Raw genomic sequence first — 15,115 nt, 5'->3', positions numbered from 1 at the left:
TCGTACGACGACCACGGCCGGCTACTGGTCGGTCACGTGCTCCAGCAGCGCGACGCACTCGACGTGGTGCGTCATCGGGAACAGGTCGAACGCGCGCAGCGCGACCAGCCCGTAGCCACGCTCGGCGAACAGCGCGACGTCCCGGGCGAGGGCGGCGGGGTCGCAGGCGACGTACACCACCGCCCGAGGGGTACGCCCCACGATGCCCTCGACGACGCGCTGCTTGGCGCCGGTCCGCGGCGGGTCCAGGACGACGAGGTCGACGTGACGGGGCGAGTCGGGTCCCTCCAGCCAGCGCTGCACGTCGGCGTGGACCGCCTCGGCGCGGGTGTTCTCCGCCGCGTGGGCCGACGCCGCCGCGTCACCCTCCACACCCGTGACCCACCCGGCCGGGCCGACGTCGTCGGCGAGGAAGGCGCCGAACAGGCCGACGCCTGCGTACAGGTCGAGCGCACTCTCCCCCGGCTGCGGTCGCGCCATCTCGCGCACCGTGTCGACCAGCACCTGCGGCGCGGCGACGTGCGGCTGCCAGAAGCCGTCCGGCTCGACGGCGAACACGTGCGGGCCGACCTGCTCGTGGCCGCTGGCCGGCAGACCCGCGTCGATCAGGCAGGTCTCGACCTCGACGACGTCGTGGGAGCGGTGCTTGTGCAGCCCCTGCCCGCCGCCGGGCACGTCGACGTACTGCATCCGCGTGCGCCAGCCGAGCAGCGGGTCGACCTCCTCGACGACCACCTCGGACTCCAGGCCGGCGAGCCGCTGCAGCTGCTCGCGCACGACGGTCGTCTTCAGCTCGCGCTGGTACGCCGGGTCCGCGTGCTGGAAGTCGCACCCCCCGCAGGCGTCGGGCCCGGCGTACGGGCAGGGCGGCGGCACCCGGTGGACCGAGCCGTCGAGGACCTGCACGGCGTCGGCGCGCAGGAAGCGGTCGCCCTCGCTACCCTCGGTCACCAGCGCGACGACCCGTTCGTCGGGCAGGGCGTGCCGCACGAACAGCACCACGCCGTCCTCGGCGCGGGCCACCACGTGCCCGCCGTGGGCGACCGGGCCGCAGACCACCTCGTGGCGCTCCCCCGCACGGCTGGGACGAGACGATGCCGGCCGCGAGCGCGGCCGGTTGCGACGGGGACCTCGACTCATCGACGCCTCGTGCGCCCACGGCGCACGTCGCCCGCGCGCACCCGCTCCAGCTCGTCGACGCGACGCTCGAGGGCGGCCTCGGAGGAGCGCAGCTGGTACGGCACCGAGATCACCATGACGCCCGGCGAGAACAGCAGCCGGCCCTTGAGGCGCAGGGCGGTCTGGTTGTGCAGCAGCTGCTCCCACCAGTGCCCGACGACGTACTCGGGGATGTAGACCGCGACGACGCCGCGCGGGTTGGACTCGCGGATGCTGGTCGCGTACATGACGATCGGCCGGATGATCTCGCGGTACGGCGAGTAGAGGACCTTCAGCGGCACGTCGAGGTTGCGCTTGTCCCACTCCTTGAGCAGGGCGTCGGTGGTCTCGGGATCGGTGTCGACGAAGATCCCCTCGAGCACGTTCGGCCGGGTCGCCTTGGCGAAGGCCAGCGCCCGCATCGTCGGCTTGTGCAGCTTGGAGACCAGCACGAGCGCGTGCACCCGGGTGGGCAGCAGCTGGTCCTCGTCCCCGGCGACGAGCTCCTCGGAGACCTTGTCGTAGTGACCGCGGATGCGGGTCATGAGGATGAAGAAGGCGACCATCGCCAGGATCGCGATCCAGGCCCCGGCGAGGAACTTCGTGACCAGGATGATCACGAACACCACCGACGTCATCGCCAGCCCGAAGGTGTTGATCACCCGCGAGCGCACCATCCGGCGCCGCTCGCTCGCGTCCTTCTCGGTCTTCAGGTGGCGGGTCCAGTGCCGGATCATCCCGAGCTGGGAGAGGTTGAAGGAGACGAAGACGCCGACGATGTAGAGCTGGATCAGACGCGTCGGCTCGGCCTGGAAGGCGACGATCAGCACCACGGCGAACCCGGCGAGGATCAAGATGCCGTTGCTGTACGCGAGCCGGTCGCCGCGGGAGGCCAGCGCGCGCGGCATGAAGCCGTCGCGGGCGAGGATCGAGCCCAGCACCGGGAAGCCGTTGAACGCGGTGTTCGCCGCCAGGATCAGGATGATCCCGGTCATCGCCACGAGGAAGTAGAAGCCCGGAGGGAAGCCGTCGAAGATCGCCTTCGAGACCTGGGCGATCACCGTCGGCTGGTCGTAGCCGGCCGGCAGCGCCGAGCCGTCGGCCCGGGTGAGCCGCTCGATGTCGGCGGGGTCGACGTACTTCAGGCCCATCTCGCGGGCCAGGATGATCATGCTCAGCAGCATCGTGATCGCGATGGCGCCGAGCAGCAGCAGCGTCGACGCGGCGTTCTTCGACTTCGGCTTGCGGAACGCGGGCACGCCGTTGGAGATCGCCTCGACGCCGGTCAGCGCCGCACAGCCGGAGGAGAACGCCCGGGCGAGGAGCACGATCAGCGCGATCTGGCTGAGGTTGCCGGCGTACGACGGGTCCGGCGCCAGCCGAAGGTCCGCGCTCTCCGCCTGCGGGAGGTCGCCGGTGAACGCGCGGATCGCGCCGTACGCCGCCATGCCGAGGACGCCGAGCATGAAGCCGTACGTCGGCACGGCGAAGAAGGCCCCCGACTCGCGCACCCCCCGCAGGTTCATCGCGGCGAGCACGACGACGAGCCCGACGGCGTACTCGGTCTCGTGGCCCTGCATGAACGACAGTGCCGAGGAGATGTTCTGCACCCCGGAGGAGACCGACACCGCCACGGTGAGGACGTAGTCGACCAGAAGGGCGCTCCCGACCGTCAGCCCCGCCTTGCGCCCGAGGTTGACCGTGGCGACCTCGTAGTCGCCACCGCCCGAGGGGTAGGCGTGCACGTTCTGGCGGTACGACGCCACCACCGTCAGCATGACGACGGCGACGGCGATCCCGATCTTCCACGAGAACGCGTAGGCCGAGACCCCCGCGATCGAGAGCATGATGAAGACCTCGTCGGGCGCGTAGGCGACCGAGGACAGGGCGTCGCTGGCGAAGACCGGCAGGGCGATCCGCTTCGACAGCAGGGTCTCCCCGAGCTGGGAGCTGCGGAGCTTGCGCCCGAGCAGGATCCTCTTCGAGACGTCGCCGACACCCACGGGCGGCAACGTTAGATCACATCCGCCCCGAGAGTGCACCGGACGCCGGCACCGGTACGGCGGTAACGTTCCGCGCGTGCACGTCGTCATCATGGGTTGCGGCCGCGTCGGCTCCACGTTGGCCCGCAGTCTCGAGGACCGCAACCACACCGTCAGCGTCATCGACTCCGACCCGGACGCCTTCCGCCGCCTCGGCCCGCTGTTCAACGGCACCAAGGTGACGGGCATGGGGTTCGACCAGGACGTCCTCACCGAGGCGGGCATCAAGCGCGCCGACGCGTTCGCCGCCGTGAGCTCGGGTGACAACTCGAACATCATCGCCGCACGGGTCGCCCGGGAGACGTTCGGACTGACCTCCGTCGTCGCCCGGATCTACGACCCCGGCCGCGCGGAGGTCTACCAACGGCTCGGGATCACCACGGTGGCCACGGTCAAGTGGACCGCGGACCAGGTGCTGCGCCGGCTGCTGCCGGTCGACGCCGAGCCCGACTTCCGCGACCCGACCGGCACCATCCGCGTCGACCAGGTCCCGGCGCCGGATGCCTGGGTCGGCGTGCGCACCGTGCTGTTCCAGGCCCAGACCGGCTCCCGGATCGCCTGGATCGACAGGCTCGGGGAAGGCATCCTCTCCACCCGCGAGATGGTCATCCAGGAGGGCGACCGGCTGCACCTGGTGATGCGCGAGGAGACGGCGGCCGCGGTGTACGCCGAGATGGAGAAGGGACCGGACAAGGAATGACCACCGGAGGAAGACGATGAGGGTCGCCATCGCCGGGGCCGGGGCCGTCGGCCGCTCCATCGCGCGAGAGCTGATCGACAACGGTCACCAGGTCCTGCTCATCGACAAGAACCCCGCCTCGATCAAGCCCGAGCGCGTCCCCGACGCCGAGTGGCTGCTCGCGGACTCGTGCGAGCTGTCCTCGCTCGAGGAGGCGAGCCTGGACCGCTGCGACGTCGTGATCGCCGCGACAGGCGACGACAAGGCCAACCTGGTGACCTCGCTCCTGGCCAAGACCGAGTTCGCGGTCCCCCGGACCGTCGGCCGGGTCAACCACCCGGACAACGAGTGGCTGTTCACCGAGGCCTGGGGCGTCGACGTCAACGTCTCCACCCCGCGGATCATGTCCGCCCTCGTCGAGGAGGCGGTGAGCGTGGGCGACCTGGTGCGGCTGTTCACGTTCCGCCAGGGCAACGCGAACCTCGTCGAGATGACGCTGCCGGCCGACTCGCCGTACGTCGGCAAGCCGGCCGGGCTGATCCCGTTCCCCGAGAACTGCTCGCTCGTCACGATCCTGCGCGACGGACAGGTCTACGTCCCCGACGCCGAGCAGCCGGTCGAGGCCGGCGACGAGCTGCTGCTGGTCGTCGCGACCGACCTCGAGGACGAGCTCGAGGAGCTGCTCGCGCCCGAGGAGCACAAGGACCGCTGACCGCGAGACGTCGCGTGTACGCGACGCCTCACCGCACACCCCCGCGAGACGTCGCGTCTACGCGACGCGTCGCGGGTCAGCGGGTGCTGAGCTCGGCGTGCTGGGCCTCGCAGCGCTCGATCATGGCGGTGAGCTCGGGCTCGTCGCGCAGCAGCGGCCGGTACTTCTCCTCCAGCGCCGCGATCTGCTCGCGCTCCTGGACCAGCTTCGCGTAGATCCGCTCCCGCTCGGCCAGGTCGGCGGTGTAGCCCAGGTCGAGGTACTCCGTGGCGTGGCGGCGCGCGTTGCCGATCGCGGTCTGCGCGCGGCCCTTCTTGCTGACCAGCGAGGCGACGACGGTGACGACGAGGACGCCGAGGATGACGCTCAGGGACAGCCCGGTGCTGATCTCGACGACGTCGACGTGCTCGCCGCCGTTGACGAAGGGCAGGTTGTTCTCGTGCAGGGCGTGCAGGACCAGCTTCACGCCGATGAAGGCGAGGATCGCGGCCAGCCCGTACGACAGGTAGATCAGCCGGTCGAGCAGACCCTCGATGAGGAAGAACAGCTGGCGCAGGCCCAGCAGCGAGAACGCCGTCGCCGTGAACACGATGAAGGTGTTCTGCGTCAGCCCGAAGATCGCCGGGATCGAGTCCAGCGCGAAGAGGATGTCGGTGCCGCCGATCGCCACCATCACCAGCAGCATGGGGGTCAGCACCCGCTTGCCGTCGACGGTCGTGAAGAGCTTGTCGCCGTCGTACTCCTCGGAGGTGTGCACGACCTTGCGGGCCAGCCTGACCATGATGTTCTCGCCCTGGTGGCCCTCGCCGCTGGACTCCGACTTCAGCATGTTGCCGGCGGTCAGGATCAGCACCAGCCCGAAGAGGTAGAACACCCAGGCGAAGGAGTTGATCAGCCCGGCGCCGACGAAGATGAAGGCGGTCCGGGCGACCAGTGCGAACACGATGCCGAAGAGCAGCACCTTCTGCTGGTCCTCGCGCGGCACCCGGAACGAGCCCATGATGATGAGGAAGACGAACAGGTTGTCGACGCTGAGCGCCTTCTCGGTCAGGTAGCCCGCGAAGTACTCCCCTCCCGCCGTGCCTCCGCCGAAGACGAGGACGCCCAGGCCGAACAGCACAGCGACGCCGACGTACAGCGCCGACCACACCGCCGCCTCGCGCAGCGTCGGCACGTGCGCCTTGCGGACGTGGAAGAAGAAGTCGAAGAGCAGCAGACCGACGATGCCTACGGCGGTCAGGGTCCAGATCCAGCTGGGCACGTCCATCGGGTGTGGGTCCTCGATCAGTGGTCGGGTCGGGGGCTCGCGCGGTGGGCGCTGTCATGGGCCCAACGAACGAGACCCTCAGGTTTCTCCCGAGACCGGGGTCGCGTTGCGCGAGAGCAGCCACACCATGAGGGCGAGGGCCGCGACCTGGAGCGGCCAGCCCATCACGAGCTTCGCCGCGCCGAGCGCCGCGATCGCCGCATCCGCATCGAGCGCCCCGCTGCGGCCGGCGAGGTAGAGCGGACCCTGGACGACCACGCGGACGACGCAAGGAGCGGCCAGCAGCCAGGTGAGCCGACCGCACAGCCGCACCACCTGCGGGTCCCCCCGCCAGGCCATCGGGTCGCCCTCGCCGCGCGAGGCGGTGACGCTGCCGACGATGAACCCGACGACCGGATAGCGCAGCGCGATGCTGAGCACCATGACGACGGCGTAGCCGAGGTTGTAGAGCACACCGGGGAGGAAGTACGCCAGGGCCTGGTCGTTGGCGTCGCCCCCACCGCGCGCCGAGCGCCACGCGAAGAAGGCGCCGATCGCGATCCCCACGAACGCGTTGAGGACGAACTGGACCGCCGAGTGCTGCACGAGGCGTACGACGAGCAGCACCGCCGCCGCCACCACGCTCACCGCCAGCGCGATGCGCAGGTCCTTGCCGACCAGGAAGACGAGCGTGAACAGCGCCGTCGGGACCGCGGCCTCGAGCATCCCGCGCACGCCGCCCAGCGCCTCGGAGAGCTGGGAGCGCAGCGCCGCCTCGACGGTCGTCTCGGCGAGGGCCGCCGGGCCGCCGGCGGCATCCGTCGCCGGCCGGTCACCGGGTGCGTCGTCGGTCATGGGCGCAGCTCGTAGCGCGGGTTGAACATCACCTTGTCGGTGCCGAAGCGACCCTGGACCCGCATCGCGACACCCGGCGCGACGCCCGCGATCCGGCGACGCCCGAGGAAGACCAGCGTGAGCGAGTCCGAGCCGTCGTACAGCTCCGCCTCCAGCGCGGGCACCCCGCCACGGGGGCGGAGGGTCACCGTCGAGATCTTGCCCTGCAGGGTGACCCGCTCACGCTCGACGGCGTCGGCGATCGAGACCACGCCGGAGTCGCGCGACTCCTTGCGCAGCTCGCGCGCCTCCTCCCGGTCGTGGCTGGCCAGCCTGCTGAGGCTGGTCCGCAGCCGGGACCGCTCACCCATCGCCGGCTTCCTCGGCCTGCTGCCGCAGCTGCTCCTCGAGGTCCGCGGGCAGCGCCAGCGGGATCGGCTCGCCGGGAGGCATGGCCTGGGTCCCCCGGCGGACGACGGTGCTGCGGATCGCGTCCTCCCACTGCGCGGCGTCCTCCGGCTCCAGCGCGGGGCGGCCCAGGAGCGTCGCCCGCAGCAGCCAGCGCCCCTTCTCGACCCCGATGACGCGCGAGGGCTGGATGCCGCTCTGCCCGTCAGGCAGCTCGACGGGCATCTGGCACAGCAGCTCGGTCCCCCACGCCCCCGTCCGCTCGGAGACCTGTCCCTCGTGGGCCAGCGCCTCCTCCTGCATCGCCTCGCGCACCTCGGGCCACAGCGAGTCGCTGCGCGACGCCGAGAAGGCCCGCAGCTCGAGCGCGCCGTCCTCCCCTGCCACGAGGACCGCGAGCACGGCACCGCTCTGCTCGTCGATCTGCAGACGCAGGTCCGCGCCGTCGAACGGCGGGGCGACCAGGAGCCCACCGAGGTCGACGTGGTCGGCGAACGCCGGGTCGTCGCGCAGGTCGACCTCCGCGTCGTCCCACGGCCCCGCGGGTACGACGTCCTCGACCGGGTCGGCGGTCGGCTCGTCCGTGCCCGTCTCGGCCCCAGTCCCCTCGGGCTGGTCGGTGGGCTTCCTGCGGAACCTCACGCGGCGGTCCTCCTGCTAGGTCGACGTGGTCTGGTCCGGTCCGGACCCCGACGGCCCGAACCCACCCGTCGAACCGTAGCCGCCGACGCCGCGCTCGGAGGCAGGAAGGTCGTCGACCACCTCGAACTCGGCCCGCTCGACACGCTGCACGACCAGCTGGGCGACGCGGTCCCCGCGGGAGAGCTCGACCGGAGTCCTGGGGTCGGTGTTCACCAGGAGCACCTTGACCTCGCCGCGGTAGCCGGCGTCGACGGTGCCGGGGGCGTTCACGATCGACAGCCCGTGGCGCAGGGCGAGCCCGGACCGCGGGTGCACCAGGGCGACGTACCCCTCGGGCAGCGCGATGGCGACGCCGGTGGGCACCAGGGCACGCTCCCCCGGTCCCAGGCGCACGTCGACGCTCGTGCAGAGGTCGGCGCCCGCGTCGCCGGGTCGGGCGTACGACGGCACCGGAACGCCGTCGTCGAGCCGCTTGAGCAGGATCTGGACCACGGGCGGCAGGCTAGGCCACGAATGGAGAGTCATGGCCTCGGGCATGTCTCAGACGCTCCCGGCGCGCTCGACGACGAGGACGCGTGCCTCGGGCGCGGGGTGCGCGACGTGCTCGTCGCCCGGCTCGACCACGCACACCCGTCCGGCCACGAGCCGGACCACCTCCTCGCGGCCCGCGACGCGGTGGTGCATGTCCACCGCGCCGTCGAGCACGACGAACACCTCGACCCCGTCGTTCACGTGCCAGACGTACGGCCGGTCCGTCCAGTGCAGCCGCACGGTCGCCGGGTCGAGCACACCGGGCCCGACCAGGTCCAGGGCGTCCCATGCGGCCGCGCCGGTGACCTTCGCGGCGTCGATGATCCTCATCGCTCTCCTCCTCAGACCGGGGGCTCGGGGTCGTACTCGATGCCGCGGCGCACCTGTCGCGCCCGGTCCGCCCCCGCGAGCCGTACGACCAGGTGCAGCGCCATGTCGATACCGGCGGAGACACCCGCCGACGTGATGACGTCACCGTCGTCGACGAAGCGAGCGTCGTCGCGGACCTCGACGCTCGGGTCGAGCGCCGCGAGCTCGTCGAGGCTGTCGTGGTACGAGGTGGCGGGGCGCCCCGCGAGCAGGCCCGCGGCGGCCAGTACGAGCGAGCCCGTGCACACGCTCGTGAGGAGGGAGGCGGCGCCGCGCTGGCGACGTACCCAGGCCAGGTGGCTCTCGTCGTCCACCAGGGCACGGGTCCCCCGACCGCCGGGGTGGACCAGCACCTCGAGCGGCGGGGCGTCGCCGAACCCGCGGTGCGGGGTGAGCACGAGCCCCTTGGCCGCCGTGACCGCCTCGCCGTCGGGGCTCAGGCAGATCACGTCCCACCCGTCGCCGGGGAACTCCCGGCACCAGTACGCCAGCACCTCCCAGGGGCCGACGGCGTCCAGCTCCTCCACCCCCTCGAAGAGCACGATCCCGATGGTCCGACCCCCACGCGCGCCGTCGCCCTCGTCCATGCGCCCACCCTCGGGTCTCGGGGCGTCTCCAGCCAGGGGCAGGAAAGACCTGTAGCGCAACTTTCCTGCCACACTGGGCCGGTGCACCACGTCGTCGTCCTCGCGCTGCCGGGCGTCGTCGCCTTCGACCTCGCCGTTCCGGCCCAGGTCTTCGGCCACCCCGACCAGGCCGGCGACTACCGCCTGTCCGTGTGCGGGACGGAGGCCGGCGAGGTGCGTACGACGACCGGCTTCTCGGTCCTGCTCGACCGCGGGGTGGACGCGGTGGCGGACGCCGACACCGTCGTCGTGCCCGGGTACGCCCCGCTCGACGAGCCGCCCCCGGTGGTTCTCGAGGCGCTGCGTCGAGCGCACCGGTCGGGCGCCCGGACGGTGTCGGTGTGCACGGGCGCGTTCGCGCTCGCGGCGGCCGGCATCCTCGACGGCCGCCGCGCGACCACGCACTGGCGCGACGCCCCCGAGCTGGCCCGGAGGTGTCCGGGGGCCGAGGTGGACCCCGACGTGCTCTGGGTCGAGGACGGGCGGGTGCTGACCAGCGCGGGGGTGGCCGCCGGCATCGACCTGTGCCTGCACCTGGTCCGCCACGACCTCGGCGAGCGGGTCGCCACCGAGGTCGCCCGGCGGATGGTGGTGGCGCCGCACCGCACCGAGACCCAGGCGCAGTACCTCCACCGACCGGTCCCCGCCGGCGGCGACGGGCTGGGGCCGACGTACCGGTGGGCCGAGGAGCACCTCGCCGAGCCGCTGAGCGTCACGGACCTCGCGGCCCACGCGGGCTGGGCGCCGCGCACCTTCGCCCGCCGCTTCGTCGCCGAGACCGGGACGACCCCGGGCCGGTGGCTCGGCCGGCGGCGGGTCGCCTTCGCGCGGCACCTGCTGGAGACGACCGACCTGGGTGTCGAGCAGGTCGCCGCGCGCAGCGGGCTGGGCAGCGCGGCGAACCTCCGCGCGAGGCTGCAGGAGGACACGGGGACGTCGCCGAGCGCGTACCGGAGGGCCTACCGGGGCACGCGCTGATCAGGCGGGGTGGGAGGCTTGACCGCCGTGGACGAGGATGCGACGACGGCGGGCGGGGCGCAGGTGGCTTCGCGTGGGTCGTACTCCGAGCGGCTGACGGCACCGCTGCGGTGGTACGTCCAGGGCACCATGCTGCTGGCCACGCTCTGGCTCGCGATGATCGTGGCGATCCCCTCCGTGGTCGCGTGGGCGGTCACCGCCGCGCTGGCCGCCCTCGGCTACGCGATGCTGTTCCGGCTGGGATCGGCGCGCATCGCCGTCACCGGCGGCGAGCTGCTGGCCGGCAGGGCCAGGATCCCCGTGTCGCTGCTGGGCGGCGCCGAGGCGCTGGACGCCGAGGGCACGCGACGCGTGCTCGGCGTGGACGCCGACGTGCGTGCGTTCCTGCTCACCCGCCCGTACCTCAAGCGCTCGGTACGGGTGACGCTGACCGACCCGGACGACCCGACGCCGTACTGGCTGCTCTCGACCCGCCGGCCCGAGCGGCTGGCACGCGCCGTGGAGTCCGCCCGTACGCGGTCCTGACGACGTCGGCGCCGAGGCGCCCTAGGGTGGTGCCATGGCGAAGAAGGGCAAGAAGTCCAAGGACCTGCCGAAGGACTCCTCGAAGGTCTGGTCGCTGATGTCCCTGGTGGTGGGTGTCGGCGCGGCGAGCGTGACCCGCAAGGCCCTCAACGGCGGCTGGAAGGCCGCGACCGGCAAGGAGCCGCCGGCCAACCCCGCCGACCCCGACGTCGCGCTGCGCGAGGCCGTGGTGTGGGCGACCGTGTCCGGCACGGCCGTGGCGGTGATCCGGATGCTGGCGACGCGCCGGGCGGCGGGCTACTACGTCAAGTCGACCGGGCACCTGCCGCCCGAGCTGGAGGCCGACGACGTACGAGCCGCGCGCTACGCCGCTGCGGAGGCCGGCATCGACGACGGCGACGACAAGAAGAAGCGCAAGAAGAGCAAGAAGTAGGGCTGGAGCGCGCTCGGCCCCGCACCTGGTGCGGTGCGGGGCCGAGCGGCGTCAACGACGCGACGAGGACCGACCACGACGGGTGACGTCGAGGCGGAAGGCGTCAGATGCAGTCCTTGCAGATCAGCTTCTTCTCGTCGGCGAGCTGGCTGCGGTGGTGCACCAGGAAGCAGCTCATGCAGGTGAACTCGTCGTCCTGCCGCGGCTTGACCTCCACCGCGAGCTCCTCGTGGGACAGGTCGGCGCCGGGCAGCTCGAAGGACTCGGCAGCCTCGGTCTCGTCCTCGTCGACCTTGCCGGAGTTCTTGTCGTGGCGGCGGGCCTTGAGCTCCTCGATGCTCTCCTCGCCCTGCTCCTCGTCGGTCTTGCGCGGTGCGTCGTAGTCGGTGGCCATGGTGTCCTCCCTCTTTCTGCCGCAGCCCGCTCGTGACGGGTGGGCGGCGTGTGGTCCTCGTCGGTGCCGGATTGTGCAGCATCGGGGTCCCGATTGCACGACGTTGCTGTGTGCGTCGTACGTCGGCTCCGTCACTGGGGCACCGGACCTGACGAACGCACGGTCAGCCCGAAGTGTTCCCGGCCCCGTCGCCCACGAAACCGCAGGCCTCACAGAGGTCGCGAAATGCCGAGAAAGAACCCTCAGGGGTGGCCATCACGAGGTCCAGACCGGTGCCGGGGTCGAGCACCTCGACCCGCGCTCCCGCCTCGGTCGCGACGAGTCCTGCCGCGGCGTGGTCCCACAGGTGGGGACCCTCCTCGACGTACGCGTCGCACCACCCGGCGGCGAGGGCGCACAGGTCCAGCGCGCACGACCCGGGGCGACGGATGTCGCGCACCCTCGGCAGCAGCTCCGCCACGGCCGCGGCCTGGCGGGCGCGCACGTGGGCCTCGTACCCGAACCCGGTGTGCACGAGCGCCTGCGCGGCCGGCACGACAGGTCGCACGGCGAGCCGCCGCTCCCCCAGCCACGCCCCGCCGCCGAGTGTGGCGGTGAACAGCGCCCCGGTGGGCGGCTGGAAGACGGCACCCGCGACCGAGCGCCCGTCGACCCGGGCGGCCACGCTGACGGCGTACTGGGGGTCGCCGTAGAGGTAGTTGACCGTGCCGTCGATCGGGTCCACCACCCAGGTGACGCCGGAGCTGCCCTCGACGGCGTCGCCCTCCTCGCCGAGGAACCCGTCCTGGGGGCGGGCGTCGAGCAGCCGCTCGCGCAGCAGCCGCTCGGAGGCCTGGTCGGCGGCGGTGACGACGTCGGTGGGCGAGGACTTCGTCGCGGCGACGTCCATCCCGTCCGCCCGCATCTGCCGCACGAGCGCGCCGGCCGTCAGGGCCACGTCGCGCGCCAGGTCGCGCAGGTCGTCGTACGCCGTCACGGCAGTGGCGCCCCGATGTCCTCGATGCTCGACGCGGCGCCGACGAGCGCCTCGCGCTGCGAGCGCGCGTTCGCGCAGCAGTCGGGTGCGCACCGGTCCCAGGCCGGTGGGAGGTCGCCGACGGCGGGGCGCGACGGATCCTCGCCACGCTCGGCCGCGGCGCGCTCGAGCAGCAGCTCGCGGACCATGGCGACGAAGCGGGGTTCCACCCCCGCCGTCGCGGCGCGGGTGCACGGCAGCCCCAGCTCCCTCGCCGTGGCCATCGCCTCGGTGTCGAGGTCGTAGATGACCTCCATGTGGTCGGAGACGAACCCGATCGGCGCCAGCACCACCGCCCGCGCGCCGGCGTCCGCGCGCGCCCGGAGGTGGTCGTTGACGTCGGGCTCGAGCCACGGCACCGTCGGCGGCCCCGAGCGGGAGCAGAAGACCAGGCTCTGGTCGTGCGCCGTCCCGGTCGCCTCGGCGACCCCCGCGGCGACTCGGCTCGCAACGCTGCGGTGCTGAGCGACGTACGCCTCCCCCGTCGGCCCGCTCGAGGCGTTCATCGAGTCCGGCACCGAGTGCGTGACGAAGGCGATCTCGGCGTCCGTGCGCACCTCGTCCGGCAGCTCGGCCAGCGCGGCGACGACGGCGTCGACCATCGTGTCGACGTAGGCCGGGTGGTTGAAGTACACCCGCGTCCGGTCCAGGACGAGGTCGACACCCCCCGCGTCACCGAGCTCGGCCAGCGCCGCGGTGAGGTCCTCGCGGTACTGCCGGCACCCGGAGTACGACGAGTACGCCGAGGTCACGAAGCACAGGGCTCGGCGGACGCCGTCCCCGCGCATCCGCGCGACCTCGTCGACGAGGTACGGCGCCCAGTTGCGGTTGCCCCAGTAGACGGGCAGGTCGATGCCGGCGGCGGCGAGGTCCTCGCGGATCGCGGCGAGGAGGGCGCGGTTCTGGCCGTTGATCGGGCTGCGGCCACCGAACTGGTAGTAGTGCTCGCCGACCTCCTCCAGGCGCGAGTCCGGGATGTCCCGGCCGGCGGTCACGTTGCGGAGGAACGGCACGACGTCCGCCGGCTTCTCCGGCCCGCCGAAGGAGACCAGCAGGAGTGCGTCGTACGGGCTGGTGTCGGGCACGGTGGTTGCGTCGCTGAGTGGCACCCCTCGATCCTAGGATCGCCGACGTGGCGAATCCTCCCTCCCCCGGGACGGGACCGACCGTGCGCAGCCGGCCACTCACCGCCGCACGCGCGGGGCTCGGTGCGTACCGCCGGGTGCTCTCCCGGCCCGGCGCCCTCGCCTTCTCCGGCTCGGGCGTGATCGGCAGGATGCCGCTGTCGATGATGACGCTGGCGATCGTGCTGCTGATCACCTCGCGCGACGGGTCGTACACCCTCGCCGGGCAGGTCTCCGCCGCCTTCGTCGTCGCCAACGCGGCGCTCGCCGTGCCGCAGGGCCGGCTGCTGGACCGCTTCGGCCAGCGGCCGGTGCTCCTGGTCGCCGGCGTGCTCTTCGCCCTCGGGACCGGGCTGGTCGTCGGAGCCGTCCTGGACGACTGGTCGGCGCCCTGGCCCCATGCGGCGGCGGCCCTCGCCGGCGCGACCCAGCCGCAGGTCGGCGGCAGCGTCCGCGCCCGCTGGGCGCACGTCCTCGCCGCCGACGTCCCGGCCAAGCAGACGGCGTTCGCGCTCGAGGCGGTGCTCGACGAGGTGGTGTTCATGGTCGGCCCGACCGTGGCGACCTTCCTGGCCACACTGGTCGCCCCGGTCGCCGGGCTGGTGGCCGCGGTCGTCCTCGGCACCTCCGGGACGGTCGCGCTCGCGCTGCAGGACCGCACGGCGCCACCGCCTCGACGCCGCGTGCCCGACACGCCTCGGACCAGGTCCGGCCCGATGCCCTGGGGAGCACTGCTCGTGCTGACCGCGTCCGGGGTCGCGGCCGGCTCGATGTTCGGCTCGGTCGAGGTCGCGACGGTGGCGTTCGCACGCGAGGCCGGTGCGCCGGCAGCGTCGGGAGTCCTGCTGGCCGCGTGGGCGCTGGGCAGCCTGGTCTCCGGGGTCGTGGTCGGCGCGGTCACCTGGCGGGCCTCGAGCGTCGTACGGCTGCGGGCCGGCGCTACCTTCCTGGCCCTGGCCATGGCGCCGACCCCGTTCCTCCCGGGCCTGGTGCCGATGGGCGTGGTGCTGCTGGTCGCCGGGGTGGCGATCTCCCCGACGCTGGTCGCGGCGATCACCCGGGTGGAGGAGACGGTCCCGCCGACCCGCCTGACCGAGGGCATGGGGCTGATGCAGGCGGGCCTGGGGGCGGGGATCGCCCCGGGTGCGGCGCTCGCCGGCCTCGTCGTCGACCGCGCCGGAGGCTCCGCCGCCTACGGGGTCGGCGTCGCGTCCGCGGTGCTGGCCGTGGTCGCTGCCGCCGCCGCCCGTGACGGCGGACCTCGATCGTCACCCGACGAGTTCACTCCCGTCACTTGAGGTCTCATCCGTCTCGTCAGTCACAGGACCCGTGACCGATGCGTGACTCTCCGGGCGCGTCGCGGCCCGGCTCCCCACGCCCACCCTTGCCGGGTCCTAGG

General features: G+C 72.7%; 18 protein-coding genes. 6 read left to right on the top strand and 12 right to left on the bottom strand.

Annotated features, from left to right (window positions below):
* Positions 1-21: 21 nt before the first annotated feature.
* Both IEX42_RS01405 and IEX42_RS01400 read right to left on the bottom strand, forming a co-directional pair.
* Positions 22-1,140 (bottom strand): class I SAM-dependent RNA methyltransferase, encoded by a 1,119-nt coding sequence (locus tag IEX42_RS01405; RefSeq protein WP_188777572.1) that lies wholly within the window; start codon positions 1,138-1,140, stop codon positions 22-24.
* Positions 1,137-3,161: an APC family permease gene (locus tag IEX42_RS01400; RefSeq protein ID WP_229660492.1), complete on the bottom strand. Its 2,025-nt coding sequence runs from the start codon at positions 3,159-3,161 to the stop codon at positions 1,137-1,139. Before IEX42_RS01400 ends, IEX42_RS01405 begins: the two co-directional genes overlap by 4 nt.
* Before the next feature lie 91 nt (positions 3,162-3,252).
* Between IEX42_RS01400 and IEX42_RS01395 the strand changes: the two genes are divergently transcribed.
* Both IEX42_RS01395 and IEX42_RS01390 read left to right on the top strand, forming a co-directional pair.
* On the top strand, positions 3,253-3,900 hold the full coding sequence (locus IEX42_RS01395; protein WP_373286196.1) for a potassium channel family protein: 648 nt from the start codon (positions 3,253-3,255) through the stop codon (positions 3,898-3,900).
* Positions 3,901-3,916: 16 nt separating this feature from the next.
* Positions 3,917-4,591 (top strand): potassium channel family protein, encoded by a 675-nt coding sequence (locus tag IEX42_RS01390; RefSeq protein WP_188777568.1) that lies wholly within the window; start codon positions 3,917-3,919, stop codon positions 4,589-4,591.
* 76 nt (positions 4,592-4,667) lie between these two features.
* Here IEX42_RS01390 and IEX42_RS01385 read toward each other — a convergent pair whose 3' ends face one another.
* The 7 genes from IEX42_RS01385 to IEX42_RS01355 form a co-directional block, all read right to left on the bottom strand.
* The gene (locus IEX42_RS01385) at positions 4,668-5,858 is read right to left on the bottom strand and encodes a TerC family protein (RefSeq protein ID WP_188777566.1); all 1,191 of its coding nucleotides are present in this window, start codon (positions 5,856-5,858) and stop codon (positions 4,668-4,670) included.
* Between the two features lie 78 nt (positions 5,859-5,936).
* Positions 5,937-6,692: a DUF3159 domain-containing protein gene (locus IEX42_RS01380; protein ID WP_188777564.1), complete on the bottom strand. Its 756-nt coding sequence runs from the start codon at positions 6,690-6,692 to the stop codon at positions 5,937-5,939.
* Positions 6,689-7,042 (bottom strand): OB-fold nucleic acid binding domain-containing protein, encoded by a 354-nt coding sequence (locus tag IEX42_RS01375; protein ID WP_188777562.1) that lies wholly within the window; start codon positions 7,040-7,042, stop codon positions 6,689-6,691. Before IEX42_RS01375 ends, IEX42_RS01380 begins: the two co-directional genes overlap by 4 nt.
* Positions 7,035-7,721: a DUF3710 domain-containing protein gene (locus IEX42_RS01370; protein WP_188777560.1), complete on the bottom strand. Its 687-nt coding sequence runs from the start codon at positions 7,719-7,721 to the stop codon at positions 7,035-7,037. The genes IEX42_RS01375 and IEX42_RS01370 overlap by 8 nt, the downstream gene beginning before the upstream one ends.
* A gap of 15 nt (positions 7,722-7,736) precedes the next feature.
* Positions 7,737-8,213, bottom strand: coding sequence for a dUTP diphosphatase (dut, locus tag IEX42_RS01365; RefSeq protein ID WP_229660491.1), 477 nt, complete (start codon positions 8,211-8,213; stop codon positions 7,737-7,739).
* 48 nt (positions 8,214-8,261) lie between these two features.
* On the bottom strand, positions 8,262-8,582 hold the full coding sequence (locus IEX42_RS01360; protein WP_188777556.1) for a cupin domain-containing protein: 321 nt from the start codon (positions 8,580-8,582) through the stop codon (positions 8,262-8,264).
* Between the two features lie 11 nt (positions 8,583-8,593).
* Complete coding sequence (locus IEX42_RS01355; protein ID WP_188777554.1) at positions 8,594-9,208, bottom strand: DJ-1/PfpI family protein; 615 nt, start codon at positions 9,206-9,208, stop codon at positions 8,594-8,596.
* 81 nt (positions 9,209-9,289) lie between these two features.
* Here IEX42_RS01355 and IEX42_RS01350 point away from each other — a divergent pair, with 81 nt between their 5' ends.
* Genes IEX42_RS01350 through IEX42_RS01340 form a run of 3 tightly spaced genes read left to right on the top strand, consistent with a single transcriptional unit; the run spans position 9,290 to position 11,183 of the window.
* Positions 9,290-10,225 (top strand): GlxA family transcriptional regulator, encoded by a 936-nt coding sequence (locus IEX42_RS01350; protein WP_188777553.1) that lies wholly within the window; start codon positions 9,290-9,292, stop codon positions 10,223-10,225.
* 27 nt (positions 10,226-10,252) lie between these two features.
* Positions 10,253-10,750 (top strand): DUF3093 domain-containing protein, encoded by a 498-nt coding sequence (locus IEX42_RS01345; protein ID WP_229660490.1) that lies wholly within the window; start codon positions 10,253-10,255, stop codon positions 10,748-10,750.
* A 34-nt stretch (positions 10,751-10,784) separates the two neighbouring features.
* Entirely contained in the window at positions 10,785-11,183 is a 399-nt protein-coding gene (locus IEX42_RS01340) for a DUF4235 domain-containing protein (RefSeq protein WP_188777551.1), read from the top strand.
* 103 nt (positions 11,184-11,286) lie between these two features.
* Here the strand turns inward: IEX42_RS01340 and IEX42_RS01335 are convergent, their stop codons facing one another.
* From IEX42_RS01335 to IEX42_RS01325, 3 genes are all read right to left on the bottom strand, one after another.
* Positions 11,287-11,577: a DUF4193 domain-containing protein gene (locus IEX42_RS01335; RefSeq protein ID WP_188777550.1), complete on the bottom strand. Its 291-nt coding sequence runs from the start codon at positions 11,575-11,577 to the stop codon at positions 11,287-11,289.
* 163 nt (positions 11,578-11,740) lie between these two features.
* On the bottom strand, positions 11,741-12,553 hold the full coding sequence (locus IEX42_RS01330; RefSeq protein WP_188777548.1) for an inositol monophosphatase family protein: 813 nt from the start codon (positions 12,551-12,553) through the stop codon (positions 11,741-11,743).
* Complete coding sequence (locus IEX42_RS01325) at positions 12,550-13,701, bottom strand: ferrochelatase (protein ID WP_188777545.1); 1,152 nt, start codon at positions 13,699-13,701, stop codon at positions 12,550-12,552. The genes IEX42_RS01330 and IEX42_RS01325 overlap by 4 nt, the downstream gene beginning before the upstream one ends.
* A 23-nt stretch (positions 13,702-13,724) precedes the next feature.
* Here IEX42_RS01325 and IEX42_RS01320 point away from each other — a divergent pair, with 23 nt between their 5' ends.
* Positions 13,725-15,014 (top strand): MFS transporter, encoded by a 1,290-nt coding sequence (locus IEX42_RS01320; protein ID WP_188777543.1) that lies wholly within the window; start codon positions 13,725-13,727, stop codon positions 15,012-15,014.
* Positions 15,015-15,115 lie beyond the last annotated feature (101 nt).

Source organism: Marmoricola endophyticus (assembly GCF_014644415.1).
Taxonomy (GTDB): Bacteria; Actinomycetota; Actinomycetes; order Propionibacteriales; family Nocardioidaceae; genus Marmoricola; species Marmoricola endophyticus.
This window is presented reverse-complemented; position numbering and strand designations above follow the sequence as displayed.

Bases quoted from the DNA above. Each gene is read 5' to 3' on its own strand.
- IEX42_RS01405 (WP_188777572.1), bottom strand. From the start codon at position 1,140: ATGAGTCGAGGTCCCCGTCGCAACCGGCCGCGCTCGCGGCCGGCATCG.
- IEX42_RS01395 (WP_373286196.1), top strand. From the start codon at position 3,253: ATGGGTTGCGGCCGCGTCGGCTCCACGTTGGCCCGCAGTCTCGAGGAC.
- IEX42_RS01390 (WP_188777568.1), top strand. From the start codon at position 3,917: ATGAGGGTCGCCATCGCCGGGGCCGGGGCCGTCGGCCGCTCCATCGCG.
- IEX42_RS01385 (WP_188777566.1), bottom strand. From the start codon at position 5,858: ATGGACGTGCCCAGCTGGATCTGGACCCTGACCGCCGTAGGCATCGTC.
- IEX42_RS01380 (WP_188777564.1), bottom strand. From the start codon at position 6,692: ATGACCGACGACGCACCCGGTGACCGGCCGGCGACGGATGCCGCCGGC.
- IEX42_RS01375 (WP_188777562.1), bottom strand. From the start codon at position 7,042: ATGGGTGAGCGGTCCCGGCTGCGGACCAGCCTCAGCAGGCTGGCCAGC.
- IEX42_RS01360 (WP_188777556.1), bottom strand. From the start codon at position 8,582: ATGAGGATCATCGACGCCGCGAAGGTCACCGGCGCGGCCGCATGGGAC.
- IEX42_RS01355 (WP_188777554.1), bottom strand. From the start codon at position 9,208: ATGGACGAGGGCGACGGCGCGCGTGGGGGTCGGACCATCGGGATCGTG.
- IEX42_RS01340 (WP_188777551.1), top strand. From the start codon at position 10,785: ATGGCGAAGAAGGGCAAGAAGTCCAAGGACCTGCCGAAGGACTCCTCG.
- IEX42_RS01335 (WP_188777550.1), bottom strand. From the start codon at position 11,577: ATGGCCACCGACTACGACGCACCGCGCAAGACCGACGAGGAGCAGGGC.